Raw genomic sequence first — 25,201 nt, forward strand, 5'->3', positions numbered from 1 at the left:
CCTGAACCTAACATGACTAAGGAACTAAACACGAAACGACTAAACCGCATCATAGCGATCGGAATGCCTCTAGCGTTTTTAATCCCAAACCCAAGTTTCGGACAGGCCGTTGAATGGGATCCCGAAAAAGGCTATCACGCCGAAGAATGGTATGATCCCTCCGACTGGTTCGACGACGACAGCTCGATCGACTACGAGAATGACGCGCTCGACTATGACCTAGACTACGGCAGCGACTACTGGAACACCGCCCCTTGGACCTCAGACATCCGGTCTACCGACGCGCTCACTCCCGACTACAACTACGGCGTGCATTACGTCTGGAGCGAAAAGGAAGACAACTGGGTCGCGGAATACGGAACCTACAACGAAGCCTTCAGCTACAAAATGAGCTTCGACGAAGAGGACATGAGCGCCGCAACTCCAAGCGCCGATCAGAACGCTTCCAACAACGCTCTCTCTTCCGATGCCCAAAAAAATGATGGGAAATCCCTGAAAAAAGTCAGCGGCACGGTGGAAGCCTTTAGCAAGATGAATCTCCGCTACTCCGGAGGGTTCGACATGAACCACTCCTTGGCTCGCATCAAACTGGACAATGGCAAAAGCGCCATCATCGATCTCGGCTACTCCTCGTTAATACTCGCAGATCTTAAGAAAGGAGACGATATCACTCTCATGGGAAACAGGGGCCAAATAAACGGGCAAAACGTCTTCATAGCCACCGAACTCGAAACAGACGACGGTAGCTCCATCAATCTGGAACGTGCTTTGACCTTCTCGGAGGAGCAAAAGCTGCAGGATGCAAAGCGAGCGGATAGCGGCCAAACGGCCCAGGACGAGTCAAGCTCGAATCAAAGCCAGCAGGACGACTATATTGTCCTGTCCGGAACCGTGGAGGACTACGAAAAGAAACGTCTCAGTACCGAAGAAGGAGAACGCACGTTCATAAAGTTGCGCCTCCAGAACGGAGACGCCGCCACTGTCGACATCGGTGCCGATACGAGCCTAAGCGATCTCGACCTCAGCGAGGGCGACAACATACGCGTTGAAGGCTCGAAAGAGAGCATCGAGAATCGCAGCGTGCTGGTCGCCAAGTCAATCAGCGTAGCAGGCGAGAAGGTGAAACAAGGCTAAGGCCTGACGCGCCCTCAAAACTCCTAAATGCTATTTTGAGGTCCTTTCCACTGCGGTGGAAAGGGCCTCTTCTAGTTCATCTATCGAAGCAGGCTTGGTGAGGTGCCGGTCAAATCCTGCCGCCAATGCTTTCTCCTTGTCCTTCTCTTGACCCCAGCCCGACAAGGCTACGAATTGGCAGTGCTGCGCCCATTTACGGCGCTTCATCTGTCGTATGGCTTCGTGCCCTTCCAGCTTAGGCATTCCGATGTCCATGACTACCAAGTCTGGGCGGAATTTCGCGGCTTGCTCCACGGCGATTTCTCCGTCTTCCGCTACTTTCACGACGTGTCCTTTTAAAGTGAATACACTAGCGAGAGTTCGCAAGGCCGCTTCGTTGTCGTCTGCGATTAGGACTTTGAGCGGAGTGCCATCCTTCCGTCCTGAGGTACCGTCTGGCAGCTGCGACGCTGCTGGCAGACGCTCCGTGCGCGGCAAAGTCAAAACAAAGGTAGAGCCCTTATCTTTTCCGTCGCTGGTGACCGAAACCGCGCCGCCATGCTTCTCCACCAAGCCTTTGACGAGCGTCAACCCGATCCCCAAGCCCGCCGCTTGAACTCCGGAGTTGGAACCCGTTTGAGTGAACATATCGAAGATGACAGCCTGTTCCTCCTCGGAAAGACCGATACCGCTATCCTTGATAGAAATGGAAACCTTACTTCCCCGTACGTTTCGTACCAAAATTTCGATTTTTCCCGCTTTCGGGGTGAACTTGGCTGCGTTCGTCAACAGGTTCGCGATCACTTGGCACATCCGACTACGGTCGGCATCGACGTGCACTGCCCTCCTCGGTAACTTCACGACCAATTCGTGGTCCTCGTCTTGGATTTGTGGATACACAGTATCGACCGCATCTCGAATGATATCCGCTAGGGAGACGACCTCCTTGCGCAGCTCGAGTTTGTTTCGTGTGAAGCGCGCTACGTCCATCAAGTCATTTACCAAGTTCGTCAATTGCCGGACTTGGTTTTCCATGATCTCGCGCGTCTCCGTAATCGTCTCCTCATCGTCATGTGCAAGCTTCATCACGTTCAGCCCCGTCGAGAGAGCTGCCATCGGATTGCGCAGTTCGTGTGCTAGGACCGCTAGGAACTCGTCCTTACGCTGATCCGCTCGCAACAAGCTTTCTTCCGATTGCTTGCGCTCCGTTATATCTTGCACCGTCCCGACCATGCGAACCGCCTCGCCGCCATAGAATATGACCTCCCCTGTTCCGAACAACCAACGGGTGATCCCATCCTTGGCGTTCGTGTACTCATATTCTAAGTCCAAATGTCCACCTGTCTGCGGGTCGATCGACTTATTGACCACCTGTTTCACGCGCTCGTGATCGTGGTCCTGGATACCTTTCGCGAATTCCTCGTAGCTGACGAGCGCGTTCGAATCCACGCCCCACAGCTCGCCCACTCTGGAGTCGACCTTCATCAGATTCGCCTTGAGATCGAAGTCGTAAATCCCCAGCCGCGCCGCATCCCGAGCTAGGCTCAAGCGCCGTTCAGTCTCCCGCATCGCCCGTAGGGCCAGCTTCTGCTCCGTGATGTCACGCACCACGCAATTGACCCCCACGATTGCGGCTCCCGAAAAGAGCGGGTAATAGCTCGCCAAGAACAGCCTAGGTTTTTCGTCAATTATCTTGGCTTCAACCTCCAGGTCAGTCACTGGCATACCGCTCTCAAGCACCCCGCGGAAGATCGGCTGCAAGGTACTCGCGATACCTGGGAACAGCTCCGGAAACCGATGACCGACGTGTTCTTCCTCGGTCTTGCCGTTCATTTCCGCCAGACGCTTGTTGATCCGAACAAACCGCAAGTCGGTATCCAGAAGGCATAACCCTACCGGGGCATTTTCGTAAACCGCGCTGATCTCCGCCAATCGATGTTCCAAATCCCATTCGTATTGCTCGCGCTGGATGGCTTCCCACAGGATATTGGAGATGGACTGCACGAAGGTTGCATCGTCTAGCGTGAAATAATCCGGACTCTTGCTATGGGTTGCCAAGATCCCCCAGGGCTTATCCGAGCTGCCGATGATAATACTGACCCCGCTCTTCACTCCGTGGCTGGTCAACAGCTGCGGCCCCTGAAAACGCTTCTCCTTCGGCAAATCCTTCACCAACACCGGCCCCCTATTCTGCAAGGTGTAACCGGCTTGGGACGCGACTCCGACATCGACCTTCGCCTTACCCACCAAGCCGGGCTTCCACCCTAAGCCGTACGAAAGCAAGAGCTTCCCTTCGTCAGAACGCAACTCGAGGACCTTGGAAAAATCGCTGCCTAGAGTCGTCTGCAACGCCTCCACCGCCAACTGGAAAAGCTTGTCGATCGGCGTGCCGCTGAGAGCGGTTTGTCCCAACTCCGAAACCGTAGCGGCCTGCCTCTCCCGTAACTCGAGCTGGACGTGGGAATTGCGTAAGCGCGTGATGTCCGTGTAGGTGACGACCACTCCATCGATCCGGTTGTCACTGGTACGGTACGGCAGAATACGCCGCATGAAACAGGCCGTCTTGCTTTCCGGCAGCTCCACCTCGTCGTCATCTCTTGTATCCAAGCTCGGGGACAGGTAAACTTCGCGCTCGATAGGCGTCAGCTTCGCGAGAACCTGACGTGCTTCCCGGTAGAGCTGCTCGTCATTGAAGCTTGGAGCCAGATCGCTCACCGGCCTACCGATATCGCTGTCGATGACGTGCAACAGACTCGTGGTGGCTGGCGTGAAGCGGCGGATACGGAAGTCCGTATCCAGGAAAAGCGTCGCGATCTCCGTGCTGCTCAGCAGGTTCGTGAGGTCATTGTTAACTTCCTCGACCTGCTTCATCTTGGCCTCGAGCTCGCTGTTGACGGCGCTCAATTTCTCGTTGAGAGACTGCAGCGCTGATCGGGAAGTCTCCAGCTCATCGTTGGTCGACTGCAGCTCCTCGTTCATCGACAAGACCTCCTCGTTGGAGGCCTTCAGCTCCTCGTTGGTCGACTGCAACTCCTCGTTCATCGAGATGACCTCCTCGCTGGAAGCCTTCAGCTCCTCGTTCGAGGTCTCGAACTCCTCTACCGTGCTCTGCAAGTCCTCACGCGTCGATTGCAGCTCGTGCTCCAACTGCCGGCGAATCGCATGCGCCGCCAAACGGTCGTCAGCTCCGTTCTCCGGTTTCGCGCTGACTTCCGCCACCTTGGCTTTTGTATTTCCCTTGCCCTTGGCCGAAGAGGATCCCCTTGCTCCACCCAGCTCCGTATCCCGAAACGTGATAAGCAAGAAGCCGCCCTTTAGCCGCTCCTGCATCAAAGGCTCGACCGTGAACGATACGCTTACCTTCTCCCGCCCGCGAGCTACCTCGGGAGCGACGCCGTCGACCGCACTCCCGTCCTGCAAGGATTGTTGCACCGCCTTGCGCAGCGCGCTGCGAAGCCCCGTCGTGCACATTGACATCAAATTATGGGTCGGCTCTCCGCTGGGGAAGTCCAAGTAGTCCCTCACCGCACCTTGGAAGTAATGGATCTCGTGGGTCTGGCTAATCACCACGCAGGCCGGCGCGAAACGGTCCAGCAACAGACGCTTGGATATTTCCACAGGCGACACCCTAGGCTCGAATGACTTGGCGGGATGGTTGACTTTATTCTTGTTCATTTTGGCAACGGGGGGATTGCGAAGCGCGACTGGCTTTCCGACACCGACTTTTCGGTAAATCCGCCATGTCTTCGATAATTCTTCAAACAAGTTTCCTTGCCTGCCAATCGTTTCACTCGTTCCGAGAAACAGGTAGCCTCTCTTTCTCAAGGCAAAATGGAAGGTCTTAAACAGCTCCCTCTGGACGTGGGGCTCGAGGTAGATAAGTAGGTTGCGACAGGAGACAACGTCGAGTTTCGAAAACGGCGGATCGCTGATCACATTTTGCGTGGCGAATACCATCGACTCTCGCAAGGCTTTCCTAACCCGGTAGTTGCCCTGCTCGGTCTCTACGAAGTAGCGCGTCAAACGCTCCTGGCTTACGTCTTCGGAAATACTGCCCGGATACTCGCCATGTCGAGCTCGGTCGATCGCAGCCTCGTCGAGGTCGGTCGCAAACAAAACCAAACTCAGTTTCTTTTCCTGCCGAGCGATTTCATCCAGCACCACCATGCCCAAGCTGTACGCCTCCTCACCCGTGGCGCAACCCGCTGCCCAGATGCGCACCACCTCATCAGCCGTTTTGTCCGCCACGATCTTGGAGATCACCTCTTTCTGCAAAAAATCCCAAGCTCTACCCTCGCGAAAAAAAGCAGTCACGCTGATCAGCAAGTCCTTGAAAAGCTGCTTGCCCTCACCTTCATCCTCACGGAGCAACCTCAGGTAATCCTCCACTGAATTTAGGCGCAGCAAACCCATTCGTCGCTGAACCCTGCGGCCTAGGGTGCCTCGCTTATAGCAGCAAAAATCGTAGTCAGTCCGTGCATGCAACACGTCCACGATCGCATCGTAATGATGACGGTACGGCAATGCCGCCATCGTCTCACCAGATTCCTTGGGCATCCAGCGGTGCTGGTTATATTTCGCGATCGCCTCGGGCATCTCCGACGCCGGAACCACGAAGTCGACCAAGCCGGTCGCTATGGCGTTGAGCGGCATACCATCGAACTCTGCAGATTCCGGCTCCTGGACCAGAACGATCCCGCCCAGCCCATTGATCTCCTGCAGCCCAACCGATCCGTCGTCACCAGTTCCCGACAATACCACCGCTACCGACCTGTCTCGGCATTGATCGGCTAAAGATCGGAAGAAATGGTCGATCGGCTTGCGGATACCGTTACTCAACACCGGTTTTTCCAAGTAGAGCCCGCTCCCGACTACCTTCATGAACTTGCCGGGGGGAATCAAGTACACACGATTCGGATGAATAGGCATCGCGTTTTCCGCCACCACTACCGGCATGCGGGTGGATTTCGACAGCAGCTCCGCCATCAAGCTCTCACATCTTGGGTCCATGTGGTGCACCAACACGAAAGCCATACCACAGTTAGCAGGTGTCGCTTCAAAAAACTCCCGATACGCGCCCAAACCGCCTGCGGAAGCGCCAACCCCAACGACCACGCACGGCACCTCAACATCGTTTCGAGTTCCCGTAGCCGACCCGTCGCCCTTGGCCTTGGCACCGCGTTTCGATGCCGACTTCTCAGTTGGACCTGACTTTTTCATTGGCCTGTCAACGTGTCAGAAAAAGAGTTCGCAATCTCGCTTTTCCAAAAAAAGCCGAGCGGCGCATAAAACGATGCGATCCCCCTCAATCGTGAAACCAGCTCTCAAGCAGGTCCAGGTCCGGCGGTTTCACCATGTGCCGCGTAAAGCCGGCGTTCTCGCTCCGCCTAAAATCGGCGGGTTCGCCACGCCCCGACAACGAGATCACGATCGAGTCGCTTAAGCCCGCTTCGCCACGCAAACACCCGCACAACTCGCAGCCATCCATGTCTGGGAGACCAAAATCAACCAAGATCACATTCGGCCTGAATTCGCGAGCGATCTCGAGGGCCTCACGAGCCGTGCCAGCAGCCTTCATCTCGTGCTGGGGAAACTTAAGCTTGAAGGCTATGCTACACATCCTCCGCTGATTCTTGTCATCTTCCACCAAAAGGACGCGCCGCCCTTTGGACTTCTCTTCCAGCATAGTATCCTTCTCTCCGTCTCGATTCCCGTTGAGGCGCTCCACAGACTGAAGAAAACTCAGACTCTTGAATTACGTCAATAGGATCTATGAAAAAAGAGTTAAGCCAAGTTTTGGACAATGAGCGCATGTCAGCACACGAGAAGAGTGAGCTAGCGAGCTCTTTGCCGACCCACATGTCTGCCGCTCGACAGATCTCGCGTGGGGGGTGCCAATGGCTTAGCTCCGGTCGACGAATGTGCAAGTGACTCGATCCGACTTCACGTTAAATACTAGTGTATCCATATTATCGTGACGTTACTGGCTTAAATTCATAGATCACTTAAACCTGACCTTCGCGGTTTGAGGGTGTCGACTGCTGAGCGAGACATCGCTGCTCAAAGAAAAGCCCCATGGAATCGGATCGGGTTTCGCCGCGCCTGGAATAAGCAGCACAAGAGACTAAGCGGGATGCGTCGGCTAGAACTGGAATTAGGGCAGGTGATATTGACGATGAACGCAGATCGTTATCGCTATCTTACCGCGAGCAGAAAACGACTCGGGTAACTCCCGCTCGACTGTTGCCAAAGCCGGGCTCGCTCGATGCGCTTTGCACCGCTACAAATTTATTTTGCAAAGGGAACATGACCGATTCAACCGACCCCACTGCCCCCAAGGTGACGCCATTCTTTACCGCGAAGAAAGATAGATTCGTCGAGCTCGCCCGGTTCACTCACTCCACAGGATGCCATCATATCTCGCACCGCTCTCAGAGTATTTCGATGGAAGTTGGCCACTCGCTCGCATTTATCTTCCACCACGAGGCCCACCGTTAACTTGGGATCCATCGTAGTGATTCCAGTCGGGCAGCGATTCGTATTACACCGCAAGGCTTGGATACAGCCCGTCGCCAACATGAATGCCCGAGCCGAATTGCAAAGGTCCGCTCCATAGGCCAAGGCGCTAACTGCGTCAAAAGCGGTCACAATCTTGCCGCTAGCTATCAGCTTGATCTTCGGCCGCAGCCCGTACTCCCGCAAAGTTTCGCGTACGAATCGAAGACCCGGCTCCATCGGCATACCGACCGAATCTGAGTACTCTAACGGGGCAGCACCTGTGCCACCTTCCGCTCCGTCCACGGTGATAAAGTCCGGGGTCACATTCCGCTCTATCATCGTCTTGCACAGCTTCCGAAACTCGTCTTTTCGTCCGATACAAAGCTTTATCCCCACCGGCTTTCCACCGGAGAGATCCCGCAACATCACTAAGAAATCCAGCATCCCGACCGCGTCCTGAAACTCTCGATGCCCCCTTGGGGAGTGAACCAGAGTTCCTGGTTCAACCATTCGAATCCGGGCGATTTCCTTGTTATTCTTCTCTGCCGGCAGGACACCCCCTTCCCCGGGCTTCGCACCTTGCGAAAGCTTTAGCTCGATCATCTTAACTGCGTCTAGAGTCGCTCGCTCGCGAAATGCATGCTTGTCGAAACCACCGGTTTCTGTACGGCAGCCAAAATAGGCCGTACCTATTTGCCACACGACATCCCCACCTGCCTCAAGGTGATAGTCGCTCAAAGAGCCTTCCCCTGTGTTTTGGTAAAAGCCGCCTTTCTTCGCACCCTTTCCCATCGCGAGGACCGCCGCGGAGCTGATCGAGCCAAAACTCATCGCAGAAATGTTTAGCAAAGAGGCGGAGTAAGGCTTCCGGCAATCAGGTCCGCCAATGGTTACGCGAAGTTCTTCCTCTGGGACTGGAGCCGGATACATTGAATGCTTTAGGCCGACGTATTTAGAGGAGTACAAATCGCCTTCTGTGCCAAACGGATGCGTGGAATTCTTATCTTTTGATCGCTTGTAGACGATCGACCTATGATTTCTCGAAATGGGAGTTCCATCCGTGTGCCGCTCGATAAAATACTGCTGAATCTCCGGAGATATCGCCTCGAACATGTAACGGAAGTGTCCGACCAATGGAAAGTTTCGCAGGATCGTGTGCTTCCTCTGAAACAGGTCGTAAACGCCTAAAACGAACAAAGGCATTATAACCACCGAAGCGATCCATACCCATCGTGCCCAAAATCCGGCTACAATCGTAATACACAGAATCAGACTGCCGACAGTAATGAAACCGATCCTCATGGGACCCTCCCAGAAAGATCCGCGCCAAGTCCTTTTGCGAGAGCTGCCAATCGCCCGACCCGCTCCTCTCCTCGACACAAAAGCCGCGAGCTGTGACCGCAATGGACGTAATCGGAGCCGCACCACTAAGCCTATTCTCAATCCTAGCCCGTTAAGGAACCCATCCTTCGACGCAAATCAGGTTCGCGTCGGGGTTGACAACGGCCCTTTCTAACAGCAAAAACCCAACCTTCCACTATATTCAGTGGGCCTGTAGCTCAGTTGGTTAGAGCAGTGGACTCATAATCCATTGGTCCTCGGTTCGAGTCCGAGCGGGCCTACCATCTCTTTTGAGAGAAGCGTCAACGAGACAGCTATTTCCGACTACCACCTCTTAGCTTGCGAGGGATTCAGCAGGGCAAACTGAGGCCGGCTTTGCGAATTAGGATCGAGAACGCATGCGGGGCGTTGTCCTTCAGAAACTCGAGCTGGGTTTTGAGTCCCTGAGAGATGACTTCACGAGACGCCACGTAAAAGCTGGCATGTGTGTCGTCATCGAAGCACTCGCCAGAGATCGTGTCTGAAGCTGATGCTAAATCCGAAAAATACATCTCGATGTTTTCCTCTACTTCACGGACTAGAGGCCCGAAAGCTTCCAGCAAGGACATTTCGTCAGGCGGGGACGTCAAAGGAGGCTCTAGGGAGCGAGCTCTCAGGTGGCTTGTCTTAGGATCGAGTTGGCGCATTTTGGATCAAGTGGTTCTTCGGTTTAAGGCAGCTAAAGTTTACGCGAAAATAGCAATTCAAGCTACCTGATATTTAACTAGTGGATTAGGGTGGAGGAAAGGCCGACACCACCCAGCGCCACTCCCTATCACGCTTCGAGAACTACTCAGCGCCACGTGAGCCAAACCGACGCTAAGTTCTCTCGAACTGAAAGCTTGGCAACCCACGTACTCCCGGCTTGCAGCAAAAGAGCCCGCCAGCCTCCGGCTCCCTTAACCAGTCAGATTCTTCGAAGCCTACACTTGCTGTGGTAATGTAGAGTGTATCCAATTTTTCACCGCCAAATGCACAGGTTGTCACTCGGGCAACTGGCAGCTTGATTTCCTGCATCAACTCCCCCGTATCCGGATTGTACCGACGAACTCCCCAACCTTCCCAGAAGGCAACCCATAGTTTGCCTTCCGCATCAATTGTCATCCCATCCGGTACACATTCTTCGCCGCGTACATCGACAACCACTCGCCGATTCGAAGCAGTTCCAGTTTCCAAATCGAAATCGTAGGCCCAAACAACGCGCTGCGGACTGTCGATATAATACAAAGTCTTGTGATCGAGTCCCCACGCAAGACCATTGGAGCAGGTCACTCCAGTCTCAATGACCTCGTATTCTGTAGTATTATTGTCGATACGGTATAGGGACTGCCCTCCATCCGGCCCCATCCCACCTACATAGAAGCGACCGTCTGGACCCGCTTTTCCATCGTTAAGTCGATTATCCGGATCTCCTTCCATCGGGTCGCACCACTTCACCGACACGCCAGTCTCGAAGTCCAAAGCGTAAACGCCGTCCTTCAGGCCTACCACGAGGCCGCCAGAAGCGTTTTCAACGACAGTGCCCACCTGCTGCCCTACAAAGACGGAATCGTTTTTTCCGGTAGCAGGATCGAAGCGGCAAACGCGATGCCCTTCGATATCGATCCAAAAGACCTTCTTATCTCGTTCGCTCCAGAAGACGCCTTCGCCCAGCTGAGCGCGATCATGATAGACACATTGTACTTCAGTCATAGCGGCGGATAATCCAAAGCAACACTGGCTTGGCCACCCTTTTATCGCTCGTGCCTAAGAGGTCGAGACACAGTAAAGTAGCCTGGACTCAGAACAGTTGCTGTTGCTCAGCAGCCTGCTTGCGGGCGGCACTACCCTGACTCTCGATGAGGAGTTGTGGAATAGTCGCCCTCTCTTCGCGCAACTCGCTGCAGTAAAGCAGCAGCAGCAGGGCACTCGCCAACGTATCGTAAAGGGCGCAGTGGTAGTGTCGGCGGTCCAGCGGGCAGTATTTAGCTGCCAGCTCGTCGAGCTCGTTCTGCAATTCCCAACGCAACACCAAATCCTCCAGCTTGAGCGTGGAACCGTCGTCACCGTAGTTGCGATACAAATACCCGGTGTCGATCCAAGGCCCCCAGTCATTTCCCTTGCTTCCGGGATTCATCCAATTCTCGCTCCGACGGGCGTAAGGAAACACTGCTTTCAGCATAGAGTTTTCCGCGGATGCGAAGTGGGCAGCAAGCGGTCCGGTTTCGCGCAGGTGAGCGAAGCGATCCCATTCTTGAGCGAAAGGGAGCAAGCCACTTACCGCTTCATTGCTGATCCCATGGGTTGCTTGCTCTTTGCGGGAAATCTTGGCCTTCGGCTGGCAGAGTCGCGTTGAGACTTCCTCGATGCGAGAACCCTTCAAAGTGACCACGCCAAACTCCACAATCCCGCAATGGGGTCCGCCTTCGAAATCGATGACGTGGATAGGCATGTCGTCCCAATAAGGATCCATAGAAGGCAGGAAATCCATTTTGCGGCTCTTTGCAAGGGACTAGATATACGAGGGAATCCTTAGGAAGCTTTTTATGTTTAACAGGACGCAAAGGGCCAGCAATCTGCCTCCCTTATGCAATTCGAAGAATTCGACGCCTTCACCGGCAAGCTCTGCAAGGAGACAGAACGTATCATCCTCGAGTACTTCGAGTCGCCAGATCTCGAGGTCATTTCCAAGGGCGATGATACCCCGGTCACCGAGGCCGACCGCAAAACCGAACAGATGATTCGGGACGCGATCGAGACGCTCTACCCGGAGCACGGCATCATGGGAGAGGAATTCGGAAACCTCAACGAATCCGCTGACTACCAATGGGTTGTCGATCCCATAGACGGTACGAAAACCTTCACAGCCGGCACACCTCTCTTCGGAACCATGATCGCCCTGCTCAAAGACGGCGAGCCGCTCTTCGGTACGATCAACTACCCCGTCATCCACAAGCGCATTTCCGGCGACAACCAAACGGCCTACTGCAACTCGAAACCTATCAGAGCTCGTAGCGGCGTGCCCCTTAATGAGGCAATTGTACTCACCACTGACGCGCAATCCATCCCACGCTACCAAAATGGAGCCAATTTCGAAGAGCTTCTCGGCAAGACAAAGTTCTGCCGGACTTGGGGAGATTGCTTCGGCTACTTCCTCGTAGCGAGTGGCAAGGCGGATATCATGCTCGATCCTATTCTCAACCCTTGGGACATCATGGCCCTCGTACCCGTTTTGCGGGGATCCGGAGCAGTGATCACCGACTGGTTCGGCGGAAATCCGGCTAAAGGAGATTCTTGCATTGCTAGCAATTCAGACTTGCACGAGTCCGTTGTCCAAACACTCAACCAATAAACACGTCCCTTAACATCATGAAGACCTTCACTGCCGCCACCTTCGCCGCCACCTTGTTACTCGCAGGCTGCTCCGACTCTGCCATGGACGATGTCCACTCTGCCCCACGCGAGACTCAGGCCTGGGAAAACGCAGACATCGGTACCTACGACCAGACTCAATTGCTTGCCCGCCTGAGCTTGCTCGCCAGCGAATCCGTCGCTGCTGCGGCAGCCGGGCAGTCCATTGAATTCCATCACCTCGAAGTCGCCATGACCCCTACGCTTACTGCTCTCGAAGCTAAAGCTGTGGGTAACGAAAAGGCCATCGAGACCATCACGACCCTGAAGGACCTAGCCGTGAAGCTACACATCGCCGGGCACGACGGAAACGTGGGAGTCGGAGCAAAGCTAGGAGCAGCCATCACCGATCTCAGCGCCCGCTTGGCAACCGAGCTCTAGAGAAACGCATATTCCTGCCTGTAGACACTCGGTGCAAAAGCACGCGCCGAAGCCGCGGTTCGACACTCGCTATTTCGCGGTTTCAATAAAGCGCTGCTCGCGAACCACCGTCACTCGGATCGAGCTCGGAAATTCCAGCTGCGCTTCGATCTTGTCGCGGATATCCCTCGCCAAAGTCCGAGCATGCTCGTCGTCAGACAGCTCTGGATCAACGATGACCCTCACCTCGCGTCCAGCTTGGATCGCGTAGGCGCAGCGAATCCCATCGAAGGACAGCGCTACCTGTTCCAAGTCCCGCAAACGATCGATATAAGAAGTGAGCGTTTCCGCTCGGGCTCCGGGACGCACCGCGGAAATGGTGTCTGCCAAGATGACGACAGCAGCATAGAGGGACTCCGGCGGCACCTCTTCGTGATGGGCTGCGACCGCGTTGACCACGATGTCGTCCTCTCCACGAGCCCTTACAAATTCCGCGCCAACGATGGCGTGGCTGCCTTCGTACTCTCCATCGATCGCCTTGCCAATGTCGTGCAGGAGTGCAGCTCGTTTGGCGACGTTCGGATCAAGCCCCAGTTCCGAGGCTATGATCGAAGCCAAGAAGCCTACCTCAACGGAGTGCTCGAGGACGTTCTGCGAGTAAGACGTGCGGAATTTCAGCTTGCCGAGCAGGGTGATAATCTCCGGGTGAAGGCGCGAAATCTTCAGGTGCTCGACCGCTGCATCCCCTGCGTTTTCGACGATTTGGTCGACGTCATTGCGAGCGTCGCCCACAAACTCTTCGATCGTCGCAGGATGGATACGGCCATCTTTCACGAGGCGCTCGAGAGCGGTCTTAGCGATTTCCCGGCGAACCGGATCAAAGGAAGAAACCATCACCATGCTAGGCGATTCGTCGATAAGCAAAGTCGTGCCGGTGGCTGTCTCGAAGCATTTGATATTGCGCCCCTCGCGGCCAATGATGCGGCCCTTCATTTCGTCGTTCGGCAATTGCACGATGGCAGCGGTGATATCGTTGTTCGGCTTGCTGGCTATCCGTTGCATGGCGGCCAGCATGGTCCGACGAGCCTCGCGCTGGATCTCCGCCTCCGAGCGTTCGAGCACTTCCTTGCGAAGTTTCTTGAGCTCGTCACGACAGTCGAGGCGAACCTGCTCGCGCAGCGATTCCTTGATCTCTGAAACGTCCATCGAAGCGAGATTGGCCATCGTGCGCTGCATGTTGGCTGACATTTGGGAAAGGCTGTCTCGATTCTGCTTCAGCTCCTCGAGCTCCTTCTCGATCTGCTTCTGGCGTAGCTGCAACTGATGGTCCAACAGGCCAATCGACTCCTCATGGGAGCGGATTTCCTTGAGCTTCATTTCTATTTCGAGCTCGGCTCGTTGCTCGGCTCGTTCGAAATCGCTGCGTAAACCTTCGATCTCACGTTCCACCTTGGCCCGACTTTCGAGGGCCTCGATCTCAGCTTTGCGGCGCGCTAGATCCAGCTCCGAGTCCGCCTCTGCCTGAGCCTGTTGCCGCAGCCTACGCATGGACCACCTGAGAGTGAAATACGCTGCGGCGAATCCAGCTCCAAGAGCTGCCAGCCCGATCCAAATGCTACTGCTCATTTCGTGAAAAAAAAGAGAGACTCCCAAGGAGGGGTCTCTTGACGCTCCGAAGCCAAATAATTTTCAACAACAAGGCAACAACAAGTTCCTTAGAACTTATCCACTACACTGTTATCCAAGTTGTTGCAAATCAGGTGTAAAAGAGCGCCCCAAACGCTGACCGCCCCAGTTGAGTGGGTTGCTATTCTCCTAGAGCTGGGCTGTTTTATCCATAACGAACCCTCAGATAGTAGTTTCAAAACCTAAATGCCTCCCTCCCTCGCACGTAGAACCATTATCGATATCGAATCGGCCCTGGCTGACAAGAAGACGACCGCAATCAGCGAGATCATCCAGATAATCCAAAATCTGGCTTCCAAGGCTTTCAGCATCTCGATCAGCGAGCTCTCTGACTTGATCGGAAGGGACCCCACCGTAACGGCAAAAGTAATCAGTGCAGCGAACACTCTCGGCTATAATCCCAGCGTACAGCCCGTCAGCACGATATCAGACGCCATTCACACCGTCGGCTTCGAAAAAATCCGGAATCTCGCAATTACTCTCATGCTGGCGGAAAACGCGAGCCACGGTGCCAACTCCTACGAACAGCGTCAGGCAGCAGCCCGCTGCATCTGCAGCGGCATGCTTGCCAAGCAGCTGAGCCAAAGCCCCGGAAAAGGGGAAGAGTCGGAGCTACTATTCGTTTGCGCCTCGCTGCGAAACTATGGGCGGCTGCTGCTTTCCACCTTCAAGCTCGAGGAGTACCGGCTGGCCCGCTCGCACGCACTCGACATGACAGAAGACCAAGCGTTTGAACTCGTGTTCGGGATAACGCCGCTCTCCCTCGGCGAAGCTATCCTTAAGCAAACCAACCTGCCCAAGTCGATCATGGCTGCCTTGCAGAAACTATCCAAGGAAACCAAGTCTCGACCGCCCTACTCCTCTCAGGACGAAGCTCTGATCCTGTCCGAGTTGGCAGTTTCCCTCACATCTGTCGTTTTCGACGGAAATGTTTCGCCGGAAAACTTCAACCACGCGCTTAGCAGCGTTCTCTCCGAATTCGCCGCCAGCTACCCGCTCAGCATCGAGGCGGTCAACGAAGCTCTTCTACAAGTTGACCAGAATATCAGTGACCTCAATCGCGCGGTGGGGATCTCGGAGAAAAACTCCCCCACTTCCGTCAAACTTCGCGCACGGCTGAACTCGGCTCATCTTCCCGATCCCCCAGACCACGCCAAGATCCAGGCACAGCTAAAAAACAAGCCACTCCTCGAGATGAGCGAGGCAGAACGAACGACCTACTCAAACGAGACCTTCGCTGCGGCCGAGAAGAAGATCGAAGCAGCCCTAGTACCTGGTTCCAAAGTGAAACTTGACGAAATGTTCAACGAGGTTTGCACCGCCTTCAGCGAGGCTGCGAACCTCGAAAACTGCCTCGTGTTCACACGGGAAGAATTCGACCCGAAGAATCTCTCAGCTCGCTACGGCTCGGGCGGACTCTTCGGCAAAGTCAAAAACCGTCCCATCTTCGGTCCTGATAAACAGGACATCTTTTCCATCTGCCTCGCACGCAAAGAAGATATTTTGATCCAGGACACCAACGCTGGCAAGATCAGCAAAGTCATCCCTGAGTGGATTCACGCAGCAGGCGAAACCAGCTCCTTGATCATACTCCCCGTCAACTTCGACAAGCAGCTGCGTTCCATCATAGTCGGCACGGTTTCAAATGGCCGGCAAATCGACCTATCCGAAACCGATTTGAAGCACCTCCGCTCCATCCGCTCCTCCATTTCCCTCCTGTACGGACTGATCGATTCCCAGACGGTCATCGCAGTCTAGCCAAGGACGCAAGACCGTCGCTATTTTCAGAATCCGTCCTCTAAGCGCTAGGCACGGCAATGCGGTAGAGAATAGACACCACGGCCACCTATCGGGAAATCCAGCGCTATTCGTTGGCCGCTGAGCTCGATTACCGAAACTAGAACCCCTCGCTAAACGTGGACCGATCTGAGGCGAAAAGCTGGGCATGGACCCAGTCAATCCTACAGTCAACGACCTGCAGCGACAGTTCGAACTCCTAGCCCCAGCATCCCGCATCGGAAAAAGCCTCCGCAGCCTCGTGGCTGAGGGCAACGTAAACCCCGACGAGATCCTTCCCCTCATCCGTCTCGAGCCCCTTCTCGCCACCCGTATTCTGCGAGAAGCGAACCTGATGGCAGAAAAGAAGCCCGAGGGCTATCTCAGCATCGAAGAAGCCATCACCGCGATCGGCTTCCAACGCATGTACGACTTGTTGGGCCTTTACTCTTACCCTCCCAAGGGCGACGAGCTCTCCTACTCTTCCGAGCACTGGAAACGCGCCATTACATGCGCCGTCTGCATGGAAACGCTTGCCGAGAAACACCACATCGACAAAAAGCGCGCTTACACCATCGGCCTGATCCACTCCCTGGCAGAGGCAGTCCTCGAAACAGGAACAGACGAAAGCAACGAACGAACCAACATCGGCCAGCTGAACAATCGCCTCCAGAAGTTCAATCAATCAGGCCTTTGCTTTAACCTTCTCAGCGACTGGGGCATGCCCAGCGCCATCACCGACCCGATACGCTTCCAGTACTCCCCCCTCGATTGCCAGACCACCGGTAAGATGGCTTGCCTGCTCAATCTCGCGAAGTGGATCACTGGCGTCATTCGAGAGGTAGACGAGCTCCCGGACCAAGCACTCGGACCGGACCTCCTCGTGCTCAACCTTCTCGGCGAAGGCGAGCAAACGCTCTGGAACCTCGTTACAGACGTGAGCGATAGCCTACACGTCGCCGACTCGATTCTCTTGGGCAACTATAGCCCCTGCTAATCGCAGAAAAACTTTCCCGGCCGTCACGCCGGATCTTGTTGGAAACACACTAATCTGACGGAGTTTCAGCGCCTTGCGAGGCTGCTCGAAGCTCCGTCATCGTGTTTGGCAACTCAACATCGACGGGCTTTACCTCCAGGCTCCGTTCCTTCGCGAAGCGCAGGTCTGGACCATCGATTTCCGGCTTCTGCCGCCAGTCGAAGCCTTCAGCCTCCAGCATTTTGCGATATTCCTCACGCAACACCGCCTCGGGATCAGGCGGCGGCCCCGCCTTTTCCTTCATCTCTACCTCCTCGAGATTCAGCTCCATCGGCATGCTCATCTCGGTACCCTTCTTGAGAAACTCCTCCATGATCAACTTCAAGTAGGGAGCTGACAACATGACAAAAACGCTCAAAACGAGGGCCGGTAGCACCATCATCAAGGTCCGGCGCGAAAGCGGCTTTTCCATCTTGCTCTTCCACTGACGCCGTTTCTCGATGAAATTTGGCTCAGCTCTCCGCTTCTCGATAAAATTCGGTTCTCTGTTCTTCTGATTCAACATATCAAAACCCTCTCCCCTTTAAGAATTGCTTCGCAGCCTAAACGCAAGCGCCCAATAAGGACTGCCCGCAGCATGCCAAGTTCCCCTACAGGTCAGCATACTCTCTCTGTCAAGGTTGTGCCCAACGCAGCGACAAGCGAATTCGCCGGCTGGCTAGACGAGTCCACCCTCAAGATCCGCATCCAGTCGCCCGCCCAAGACGGCAAGGCCAACAAAGCTCTCATCGCCTTTCTCGCCAAGCAGGTCGGCGTATCCAAAAACCAGATAAGCATCGCTCGGGGCGAAACCAGCAAACAGAAATTGATTGCCTTCGAGCGCCTCTCCTCTAGCCAATTCGCAAACCTTCCCCGCCCCTGATCCTCGCAAATTCTGACCACATGGGCAAAGATTCCAAATCCAAGAAACCCTCCAAGAAAAAGGCGCCGAAGTACATCGGATTGGACAAGGACGGAAATCCTCCCGACTTCCCCTACGTTCGCACCTCCTCCTCCGCTATACACAACCACGGACTTTTCGCCGCCCAAAACATCCCTGAAGACGATTACGTCATCCAGTATCTCGGAGAGTTGGTGAAAAAGAAAACTGCCACCGCTCGGGCCAACGACCAGCACGACCTCTCGCTCGTCGAAGACGTCGGAGCCGTCTACATCTTCGAGTTGGACGACAAGACGGACATCGACGGAAACTTCGATTGGAATATCGCCCGCCTCGCTAACCACTCCTGTTCTCCCAACTGCGAAGCTCAAAACGTGGACGGCGAAATCTGGCTCGTTTCACTGCGCGATATCAAGGAAGGCGAGGAGATCACCTTCGACTACGGCTATGCCTTGGAACATTGGAAGGACCACCCCTGTCTCTGCGGCTCTGACAACTGCGTGGGCCACATCGTGCGAAAAGAAGATTGGGGCAAACTAAAGAAGCTCAAGAAACGCTTGAAGAACAAGAAAGCCTAAGCGCTCAGTGATGTATAAGTTTTTTGTATACGCAGCCTTCCTCCTCTTCTCAGTCACTACGACTGCCGAGGCCGCGACGGTACACAGCGTACGCAGAGGCGAAACCCTCACCGAAATTGCCCAAGCCTACAAGGTCTCCGTACAGGAGATCAAAGATGCCAATAACCTGAGCAACGCCAACACCCTTTCTATCGGCCAAAAGCTCAACATACCCGCTCCTGCCCCCCAGTTCACCGAATATAAGATCCGAACCGGAGACAACCTATCCGACATAGCGAAGGAGCACGGCGTTACGCTTCGCTCCATCACAGCCCTCAACGCCATCGGCAACGCCAACCGCATCAGCGTCGGGCAGGTAATCAAGATCCCTCTACCAAGCGAAGGCAATACCGCCCCTGTCGCTTCCACGATTATCGAATACAAGGTCCGCTCCGGCGACAGCCTATCGGATATCGCCAAGAAGTACGGCGTCAGCCTTGACACCCTGACTAGCTTGAACTCGATCCGGCGCGCCAACCGCATCAAGATCGGTCAAGTCATCAAGATCCCTGTCGCCCCTGGAACAACGCCAATACCCCAAGGCCCCCAGCTAGCCAACTCCGACGAATCCACCCTCGAGCGTATTCGCACCAAGACCAGCCAGTGGAAGCACATCGTCATCCACCACAGCGCTACCCGGGTCGGTTCCGCCAAGGGCATGGACAACTACCACCGCAACGAGCGCCGCATGGAAAACGGCCTCGCCTACCATTTCGTAATCGGCAATGGCCGCGGAATGAAGGACGGGGAACTCTACATCGGCGATCGCTGGAAAAAGCAAATCCAAGGGGGACACGTCTCCAGTTACGCGCTCAACCAAATAAGCATCGGAATTTGCCTCGTGGGCGATTTCTCGAAAACCCGGCCCACCGACAAGCAGATGGAGACGCTCGAAGCCCTCGTCAAATACCTCATGGATAAAACGAGAGTCCCAGTCGCTCGCGTCACCACTCACACCCTGATCCACCCCAAGCACACCCAGTGCCCGGGCAAGTACTTCCCCACCGAAAGCTTCAAGGCCAAGCTCGACTGATCAGCAGCCACCAAAGTTAATAGTTCGTAGCTACTTGAAGACGCGGGCCATAAATAGCGGGTCGTAATCCGCCCGGTAGAGAGGGCTCCGATAGTCACCAAACTTCCAGCCGATAAACTCGGGTTCGTTGACGTAGACCTCGTCGACCTTGCGATAGCGCCACCCTTGCGGATCCTCGATTTGATAGCGGATATGGACAGCCCATCGAATACGATTCCGGGGGTTCCCCACCGCATTGACCCAGCCCTGAACCTCGAATCGGTCCTGACCGAGTTCCTTGATGCGAGCTTCGAAGTCGCCCCAAACCCCGTGGGAATTGAAGCGGACCGGATTGAAAGAGCTTTCGTCGCGAACCTGCAGGTTAAACGTGTTCACCACATAGTCTCGAGCCAACTGGTAAACCTCACGACGATGGGCTGCGATTTCCAACTCGTTCGGTTTAAAGTCTCGGGCCGAGCAAACGCAGGCAAAAGCCAGCGTAGCTATGATTAGACGCTTCATACCTATTGGCTATCGTCGCGCCACAACCAACGTTAAGCGATTCGCCCCAGATACCTGCGATTATCCATCCTTGATCCCCCATTAAAAGCCTCGTTTGTAAAAAATTATTTTCTGGAAAACCCTGTGCACCGCGGTACTTTAACGTCACAATGATTACCCCACTCGAGGAAAGCCTACTCAAGGTGATGATCCTAGTCATCATGTTCGGCCTCGGTTGCTCCCTTTCCCTCAAGGACTTCAAGGAGGCCATTAAAACACCGAAGCCGGTCATAGTGGGATTCATGTCGCAATACCTCATCATGCCGGCGCTCGCGTTCGGCATGGCCAAGTTCTTCCAAATGCCCAACGCTTGGGCCATCGGCATCATCATCGTCGCCTGCTGTCCCTCAGGTACCACCTCAAGCCTTTTCAACTACTTCGCCAAAGGCGACCTCGCCCTCAGTATTTCACTTAGCTCCATCACCACGGGAGCCGCCCTACTGGCTATGCCAATTTTGTTGGCCATCTATACCGGTCCTTTCCAAGCCGAAAACCTCACGGTCGACACTGGTAAGGTCGTCCTTTCGCTCGCCGCCTGCCTCGTCCCAGTCGCTGGGGGCATTTTCCTGCGCAGCCGCAGCGAACGCTGGGCCAAGAACATGGAGGAGACCGGTGCCGCTCTCGGTATCGTTGTTATTCTCTTCCTCATCCTCAGCTGGCTGCCGCGCAACTTTTCCCAGCTGCTGGAAACCGATCCCTCTATCCTCTTCACCAGTATCGGACTAGGGCTCGGCGGATTCCTCTTCGGGTACTGGGTTAGCCGCGGACTCGGCATGTCGAAACGCAGCTGCCGCACCGTATCCCTCGAAACAGGTATCCAAAACGGACCGCTCGCCTTCGCTATCATCTTGCTGAGCTTCCCCGAGAGCCAAGCAAACCTGATCCTTTGGCCCGCCCTTCTCTACTCGTTTTTCATCGTCAACACCTCTACCGTAGTCACTTACTTCATGCGGCGCGTCACCCACAAGGAGTGGTTCCACTTCGAGAACGACGAGGTTAAGGCGACGCTCTTTACCCAAGGTTGGCTCAAGCCCTAGAGCTATCTTCTATATCCCAGGCATTTCCCCAACCGCGCACACCCTAGCCGTAGGGCTCGCTCGGTTCCTCGCTAGAACCTCATACCCAAATATCCCATATGCCACGAAAGCCAGCCCAACGTAGCGGGTCTCCCCTGTACTGGTCAGCCGAAAGCTGGGCCTTCATTTCCCTCCGTCTCTTCCTTGGACTTCGATTTCTGCTCGCCGGACTAGGAAAGTTCAAAAACGAGTCGGGAGACTACTCCTTTGACAAATACTACGACGGGTTCGCCGCGTGGATCATCGGCACTTTCGAAAAGACCGACATCCCCGGCTTCCTTGTTTCCCTCTATGCGTTCAGTATCGGGTACGTTGAAATAATACTTGGACTCTTGCTCCTCGCAGGAGTTAAGACAAAATGGGCACTGGCCCTCATCGCGCTCACGTTCGTCTCCCTCGCCTACGGCCAGATGGTTCTCGGCAACGGAGAAAAAGTAAACGAAATCGGTTTCTATCTTCTCTTTACCACCGCAGCCCTCTACTTTGTAAGGCATAACAAATTCGAGTCTCTGCGCTGAAAAGCGCAGGAACTAGATACAAAAAACAACCCTACCCCTAAATGGACGTCCTAGCCGCACGGCTAGGGCGTTTATTTGTCCCAGGTTCCTCAAGAACCGATTCGCTTCCGTACGATCGCCTTACCAAGCGTCCAGACGTCGGAAAAACCCACTTTGCTCCCGGGCTCCTCATGCCAAGCGATCCCCACCTCACGAAGATTGCATCCGGTGCCCTGCGCTTTCAGGATCAATTCCAGATCCAGCCCGAAGCCTTCCTCTTGAAACTCTCTGTCATGCGTTTGGTACCAAGTCGCAGACAGAAACTTACAGCCGCACTGCGTATCCAATACTTGAACACCGTAGGATCGCTGAACCAATTTGGCGAACCCCGCAGCCACACACTTGCGCAATAGAGAGCGATCAACACGAGCGCCCTTCGCACGTCGACTTGCCATCACCAGAAACGGCTCCGTTTCTTTTGAAGTCTCACCAAACAGCCGCAAAGTCTCAGCAGCAGATACCGACCCGTCCGCGTCGACAAATCCGAGGATACGAACGTCGTCGGGAGCCAAAGCCCAACCATTGCGAATAGCAGCACCCTTTCCTCGGTTTTCTTTCATCGAGAAAACTTCCGTAAGAAAAGAGTAATCGTTTCGAATTTTGGATACAACGCGGCGCAATCGCTCCACTTCCCCAGGTCCGGATCCATCATCTACCAGTTGGACAGCGATTTCGTGGGGACTCGCTTCGATCGCCTCACACAGCGATCGCAAGAAAACTGGCACTCGCTCGCTTTCCTTGAGGCAAGGAATGACCAAAAAGCAGTCCATAATCAGCTTCCCCAATCGCAGAAGCGTTCAACACCCCAGCTCCCATTTATATTCGTCGCTGCCACCACTAATTCACGATCCGTTTGGCAAAGCAAATCCAGCGCAGCTTCGTCCATCAGCATCGCTCCAGTCGTCAGAGCGTCCGCGAGGGCCGCCGACGGGGTTCGGGCAAAACAGCGTTCCCATAAGAGAGAGCCATCGTCTCCGCTCACAATATGTTCACCCTGGAAACCCGTTCCGGAGCTAGAGAACGCTCCAGACCTAAAGGGTCTCACAGGAACTCCTTTCAACGCAGCAGTCCAAGGTGACTCAGTTTCGTACGCCTTGAACAAAAGTGTGCTCCCACCAAAATTCGCCATCGTCACTGGAATTTCCCAATCCTCGATTTCCAGCATTCCTTGGTCCAGGGCGTACCCTTTCCCAATGCCACCGAAGTCGAGAATCGTTCCTGTATTCAGTTTTCTGAGATATCGGGTTGTTGGGTCAATTTGCACCGAAGACGACCGTCCGCCGCTCGGCTCAGAATTCAAGATTTGGTCCAAGTAGGGAGGCACATTTCCCTTCACTCTCAATGATTCGACTCCCAAGAACGGATGGAAGCGTTCGCCCGTTAGACCGCTCGCGACCATTGCGAGCTGCAAACATTCGATACACTCTTCGCTCACCCGCGTCTCGCCACCGGTTTGCAAAAGGTTGATGCGTGTCACATCGCTGCCTTCCTGATAGAGGCTTAGCTTGGCCTCCACCTCATCTACCCGCGCAAAAAACGCCTGCGCCGTTTGACGTGCGTACTCCTCTTCGACTCCGCCAAGCGAAACCACTAGGTCAGCCGCCATCGCCTCATGGCGAAAACTGAAAAGCTCCGGTTTTTCGTCAATCCTTAGCATTCGCATTTATCCATTTAACAGCGATTCCATCCTCCGCCCGTAAAGCGAGCAAGGTATTTGGCCTCAAACCGTGCAGTTCCCAGAAGGCACCATCACTCATCACAGATTCGTTCCCTAGTAGTAAACGCGTATCAATCAAGTCGATACCTCTGGGCTTGTAGTTCTCCAGATCCGACCAATAACCCACGCGCTCCCTTTCGCGCAGATGCCACGGCAAAGGCCAAGACGCATCCGGACTATAAACTGCTATCCCTTCGCTTTCGCTAACTGAATTTAGACGCTCTACTAACGTTGCATAACGGGGAGTCGTGTGCATGTACAGATAGGGATTTCGTGCTGCACTGGAATACAAATAAATCGCCTTATTCAAATTGCTCCGAAGCTCAAAGCCCAGAAACAGCAACACCCCTGCCGCTGCAGCATATAAACTCCATTTCCGAACTCTCTCGCTTTCCATGATTCCCATCCGGAAAAGATCGATTACGCCGAAAGACGCAGCATAGGAGAGCAGGCAATACGGTCCGAGCAACAACCATGGATTTTTGTAAGGAATCACCGAATACACGACTATCATGATAATTCCACTCAATACGACAAAAGCGGAGAATCCGTTTTCTCTCACCTTCCGAAAGCTGCGGATCACGCCAACCACAACCGCAACCAAAAAGGCCAGCTCCCCCCAGCGAACCCCTTCTAGACGCTGCGGCAACAACAAGCTCAAGTAATAAAGGAAAGGTTTCTCGTGCCCCTGCCCTTGTGATCTATCAGCATAGCTAAAGAAGGTGGCGAATCCGTCTACAATTCCCTGCGGATTTCGAAAGAACGACGAGAAAAACAAACAGTGCATGAGCAAGGCGAGTCCAACCGCAAGACCCAGATGCTTAAAAAACGCTGTAAGGGCTACAGGGATACTTTTTTTCTGTATCCAAGCGATCAACACAAGAGCTAATCCAATGGCGGCTACATGCAATACGACAGTTTCCTTCGTAACATGCATCAGGCCAAGCGTAACCCCCACCACACTCGCCCACATCCAACACGGACGCTGCCAATAGCCGTGAATCGCTACCAAAAACGCCAAGGTAAAACAGACCAGCAGAGCCTCCTGCACGAAGTATGACCCGTAGATTACGTTCAGCGGAGCAGCAGCAAAAAGCAGCCCCCAAAGTAGAGCCAGCCCTGCCCCGCAGCGCCGAAAGACCGATAACCCGAATACTAGAGTTACGAGACTAAACAAGAGCGGGACCCGCCGCATGCCAGCATCCGAAAGAGCGCCGGAACTATCTTCCAAAAAGGGCGCCATCCATTTCGTCACATAGTAGAGCAGCGGACCATGATGTTCGCTGGGGTCGTAGCGGTAGTCACCCGTTTCGATCAAACGCCAAGCTTGATACGACTGTACGCCTTCGTCCGCATGAAAAAGACGAAGCTGCGAACTTTCGTTTCGCAGCCAAAAAGCGAGTCCCAGCAAAAGAACTGCTGGGACCCAATAAAGAAAGAGGGCTTTCCTAGTACTCTCCAAAGACCTCCACCTCGACGTAGTGGTTCATCTCGTTGCTGGTGTTGCCGTCGGAGTACAGGCGCACGTAGCGGGCCTTGGTT

The 25,201-nt window shown here is 54.5% G+C and carries 22 protein-coding genes and 1 tRNA gene; 11 read left to right on the top strand and 12 right to left on the bottom strand.

The genetic code is table 11. From position 1 onward, the window contains the following. Nucleotides 1–12: 12 nt before the first annotated feature. Complete coding sequence (locus QEH53_RS11570) at nt 13–1,134, top strand: hypothetical protein (RefSeq protein WP_309023352.1); 1,122 nt, start codon at nt 13–15, stop codon at nt 1,132–1,134. 30 nt (nt 1,135–1,164) lie between these two features. Here QEH53_RS11570 and QEH53_RS11575 read toward each other — a convergent pair whose 3' ends face one another. The 3 genes from QEH53_RS11575 to QEH53_RS11585 all read right to left on the bottom strand — a co-directional run bounded on the left by QEH53_RS11575 (nt 1,165) and on the right by QEH53_RS11585 (nt 8,814). Next, on the bottom strand, nt 1,165–6,333 hold the full coding sequence (locus QEH53_RS11575; protein ID WP_309023353.1) for a chemotaxis protein CheB: 5,169 nt from the start codon (nt 6,331–6,333) through the stop codon (nt 1,165–1,167). A gap of 85 nt (nt 6,334–6,418) precedes the next feature. Continuing rightward, nucleotides 6,419–6,841, bottom strand: a complete 423-nt coding sequence (locus QEH53_RS11580) for a response regulator (protein WP_309023354.1) — start codon at nt 6,839–6,841, stop codon at nt 6,419–6,421. Between the two features lie 587 nt (nt 6,842–7,428). Further along, nucleotides 7,429–8,814 (bottom strand): FMN-binding glutamate synthase family protein, encoded by a 1,386-nt coding sequence (locus QEH53_RS11585; protein WP_309023355.1) that lies wholly within the window; start codon nt 8,812–8,814, stop codon nt 7,429–7,431. Nucleotides 8,815–9,159: 345 nt separating this feature from the next. On the opposite strand from QEH53_RS11585, the gene QEH53_RS11590 reads away from it, so the two are divergent. Beyond that, nucleotides 9,160–9,236: transfer RNA gene (locus QEH53_RS11590), tRNA-Ile, on the top strand. Nucleotides 9,237–9,302: 66 nt separating this feature from the next. Here the strand turns inward: QEH53_RS11590 and QEH53_RS11595 are convergent. The 3 genes from QEH53_RS11595 to QEH53_RS11605 form a co-directional block, all read right to left on the bottom strand. Next, the gene (locus QEH53_RS11595) at nt 9,303–9,638 is read right to left on the bottom strand and encodes a hypothetical protein (protein WP_309023356.1); all 336 of its coding nucleotides are present in this window, start codon (nt 9,636–9,638) and stop codon (nt 9,303–9,305) included. Nucleotides 9,639–9,810: 172 nt separating this feature from the next. Next, nucleotides 9,811–10,683, bottom strand: coding sequence for an SMP-30/gluconolactonase/LRE family protein (locus QEH53_RS11600; protein ID WP_309023357.1), 873 nt, complete (start codon nt 10,681–10,683; stop codon nt 9,811–9,813). An 88-nt stretch (nt 10,684–10,771) separates the two neighbouring features. Further along, nucleotides 10,772–11,461, bottom strand: a complete 690-nt coding sequence (locus tag QEH53_RS11605) for a 3'-5' exonuclease (RefSeq protein ID WP_309023358.1) — start codon at nt 11,459–11,461, stop codon at nt 10,772–10,774. A 96-nt stretch (nt 11,462–11,557) separates the two neighbouring features. Here QEH53_RS11605 and QEH53_RS11610 point away from each other — a divergent pair, with 96 nt between their 5' ends. Together QEH53_RS11610 and QEH53_RS11615 are read left to right on the top strand one after the other, a co-directional pair. Continuing rightward, a complete protein-coding gene (locus QEH53_RS11610) occupies nt 11,558–12,322 on the top strand; it encodes an inositol monophosphatase family protein (protein WP_309023359.1) in 765 nt (254 codons plus the stop codon). 17 nt (nt 12,323–12,339) lie between these two features. Further along, a complete protein-coding gene (locus tag QEH53_RS11615) occupies nt 12,340–12,762 on the top strand; it encodes a hypothetical protein (RefSeq protein ID WP_309023360.1) in 423 nt (140 codons plus the stop codon). A 69-nt stretch (nt 12,763–12,831) separates the two neighbouring features. Here QEH53_RS11615 and rny read toward each other — a convergent pair whose 3' ends face one another. Next, nucleotides 12,832–14,367, bottom strand: coding sequence for a ribonuclease Y (gene rny, locus QEH53_RS11620; protein WP_309023361.1), 1,536 nt, complete (start codon nt 14,365–14,367; stop codon nt 12,832–12,834). Nucleotides 14,368–14,613: 246 nt separating this feature from the next. Here rny and QEH53_RS11625 point away from each other — a divergent pair, with 246 nt between their 5' ends. Together QEH53_RS11625 and QEH53_RS11630 are read left to right on the top strand one after the other, a co-directional pair. Next, nucleotides 14,614–16,185, top strand: coding sequence for an HDOD domain-containing protein (locus tag QEH53_RS11625; protein WP_309023362.1), 1,572 nt, complete (start codon nt 14,614–14,616; stop codon nt 16,183–16,185). Nucleotides 16,186–16,372: 187 nt separating this feature from the next. Further along, nucleotides 16,373–17,200 carry an HDOD domain-containing protein gene (locus tag QEH53_RS11630; RefSeq protein ID WP_309023363.1) on the top strand — a complete coding sequence of 276 codons (828 nt, stop codon included), beginning with the start codon at nt 16,373–16,375 and terminating at the stop codon, nt 17,198–17,200. A 49-nt stretch (nt 17,201–17,249) separates the two neighbouring features. Here QEH53_RS11630 and QEH53_RS11635 read toward each other — a convergent pair whose 3' ends face one another. Next, complete coding sequence (locus QEH53_RS11635; protein ID WP_309023364.1) at nt 17,250–17,744, bottom strand: hypothetical protein; 495 nt, start codon at nt 17,742–17,744, stop codon at nt 17,250–17,252. A gap of 72 nt (nt 17,745–17,816) precedes the next feature. Between QEH53_RS11635 and QEH53_RS11640 the strand changes: the two genes are divergently transcribed. Genes QEH53_RS11640 through QEH53_RS11650 form a run of 3 tightly spaced genes read left to right on the top strand, consistent with a single transcriptional unit; the run spans nt 17,817 to nt 19,769 of the window. Beyond that, nucleotides 17,817–18,101 carry a DUF167 domain-containing protein gene (locus tag QEH53_RS11640; protein WP_309023365.1) on the top strand — a complete coding sequence of 95 codons (285 nt, stop codon included), beginning with the start codon at nt 17,817–17,819 and terminating at the stop codon, nt 18,099–18,101. 20 nt (nt 18,102–18,121) lie between these two features. Further along, nucleotides 18,122–18,697, top strand: a complete 576-nt coding sequence (locus tag QEH53_RS11645; protein WP_309023366.1) for an SET domain-containing protein-lysine N-methyltransferase — start codon at nt 18,122–18,124, stop codon at nt 18,695–18,697. A gap of 10 nt (nt 18,698–18,707) precedes the next feature. Continuing rightward, nucleotides 18,708–19,769: a LysM peptidoglycan-binding domain-containing protein gene (locus tag QEH53_RS11650; protein WP_309023367.1), complete on the top strand. Its 1,062-nt coding sequence runs from the start codon at nt 18,708–18,710 to the stop codon at nt 19,767–19,769. A 30-nt stretch (nt 19,770–19,799) separates the two neighbouring features. Here the strand turns inward: QEH53_RS11650 and QEH53_RS11655 are convergent, their stop codons facing one another. Further along, nucleotides 19,800–20,270 (bottom strand): hypothetical protein, encoded by a 471-nt coding sequence (locus tag QEH53_RS11655; RefSeq protein WP_309023368.1) that lies wholly within the window; start codon nt 20,268–20,270, stop codon nt 19,800–19,802. A 149-nt stretch (nt 20,271–20,419) separates the two neighbouring features. On the opposite strand from QEH53_RS11655, the gene QEH53_RS11660 reads away from it, so the two are divergent. Together QEH53_RS11660 and QEH53_RS11665 are read left to right on the top strand one after the other, a co-directional pair. Continuing rightward, nucleotides 20,420–21,346 carry a bile acid:sodium symporter gene (locus QEH53_RS11660; RefSeq protein ID WP_309023369.1) on the top strand — a complete coding sequence of 309 codons (927 nt, stop codon included), beginning with the start codon at nt 20,420–20,422 and terminating at the stop codon, nt 21,344–21,346. 98 nt (nt 21,347–21,444) lie between these two features. Next, entirely contained in the window at nt 21,445–21,903 is a 459-nt protein-coding gene (locus tag QEH53_RS11665) for a DoxX family membrane protein (protein WP_309023370.1), read from the top strand. Between the two features lie 89 nt (nt 21,904–21,992). On the opposite strand, the gene QEH53_RS11670 is transcribed toward QEH53_RS11665, so the two are convergent. From QEH53_RS11670 to QEH53_RS11680, 3 genes are read right to left on the bottom strand one after another with little or no spacing between them, the layout of a single operon-like run. Further along, nucleotides 21,993–22,712: a glycosyltransferase gene (locus QEH53_RS11670; RefSeq protein ID WP_309023371.1), complete on the bottom strand. Its 720-nt coding sequence runs from the start codon at nt 22,710–22,712 to the stop codon at nt 21,993–21,995. Nucleotides 22,713–22,714: 2 nt separating this feature from the next. Next, nucleotides 22,715–23,599, bottom strand: a complete 885-nt coding sequence (locus QEH53_RS11675; protein WP_309023372.1) for an FAD:protein FMN transferase — start codon at nt 23,597–23,599, stop codon at nt 22,715–22,717. Next, the gene (locus QEH53_RS11680) at nt 23,586–25,070 is read right to left on the bottom strand and encodes a flippase activity-associated protein Agl23 (protein WP_309023373.1); all 1,485 of its coding nucleotides are present in this window, start codon (nt 25,068–25,070) and stop codon (nt 23,586–23,588) included. The genes QEH53_RS11675 and QEH53_RS11680 overlap by 14 nt, the downstream gene beginning before the upstream one ends. Between the last annotated feature and the right edge of the window lie 131 nt (nt 25,071–25,201).

The sequence above is a fragment of the Pelagicoccus sp. SDUM812002 genome (genome assembly GCF_031127835.1).
In the GTDB taxonomy this organism is placed as follows: domain Bacteria; phylum Verrucomicrobiota; class Verrucomicrobiia; order Opitutales; family Opitutaceae; genus Pelagicoccus.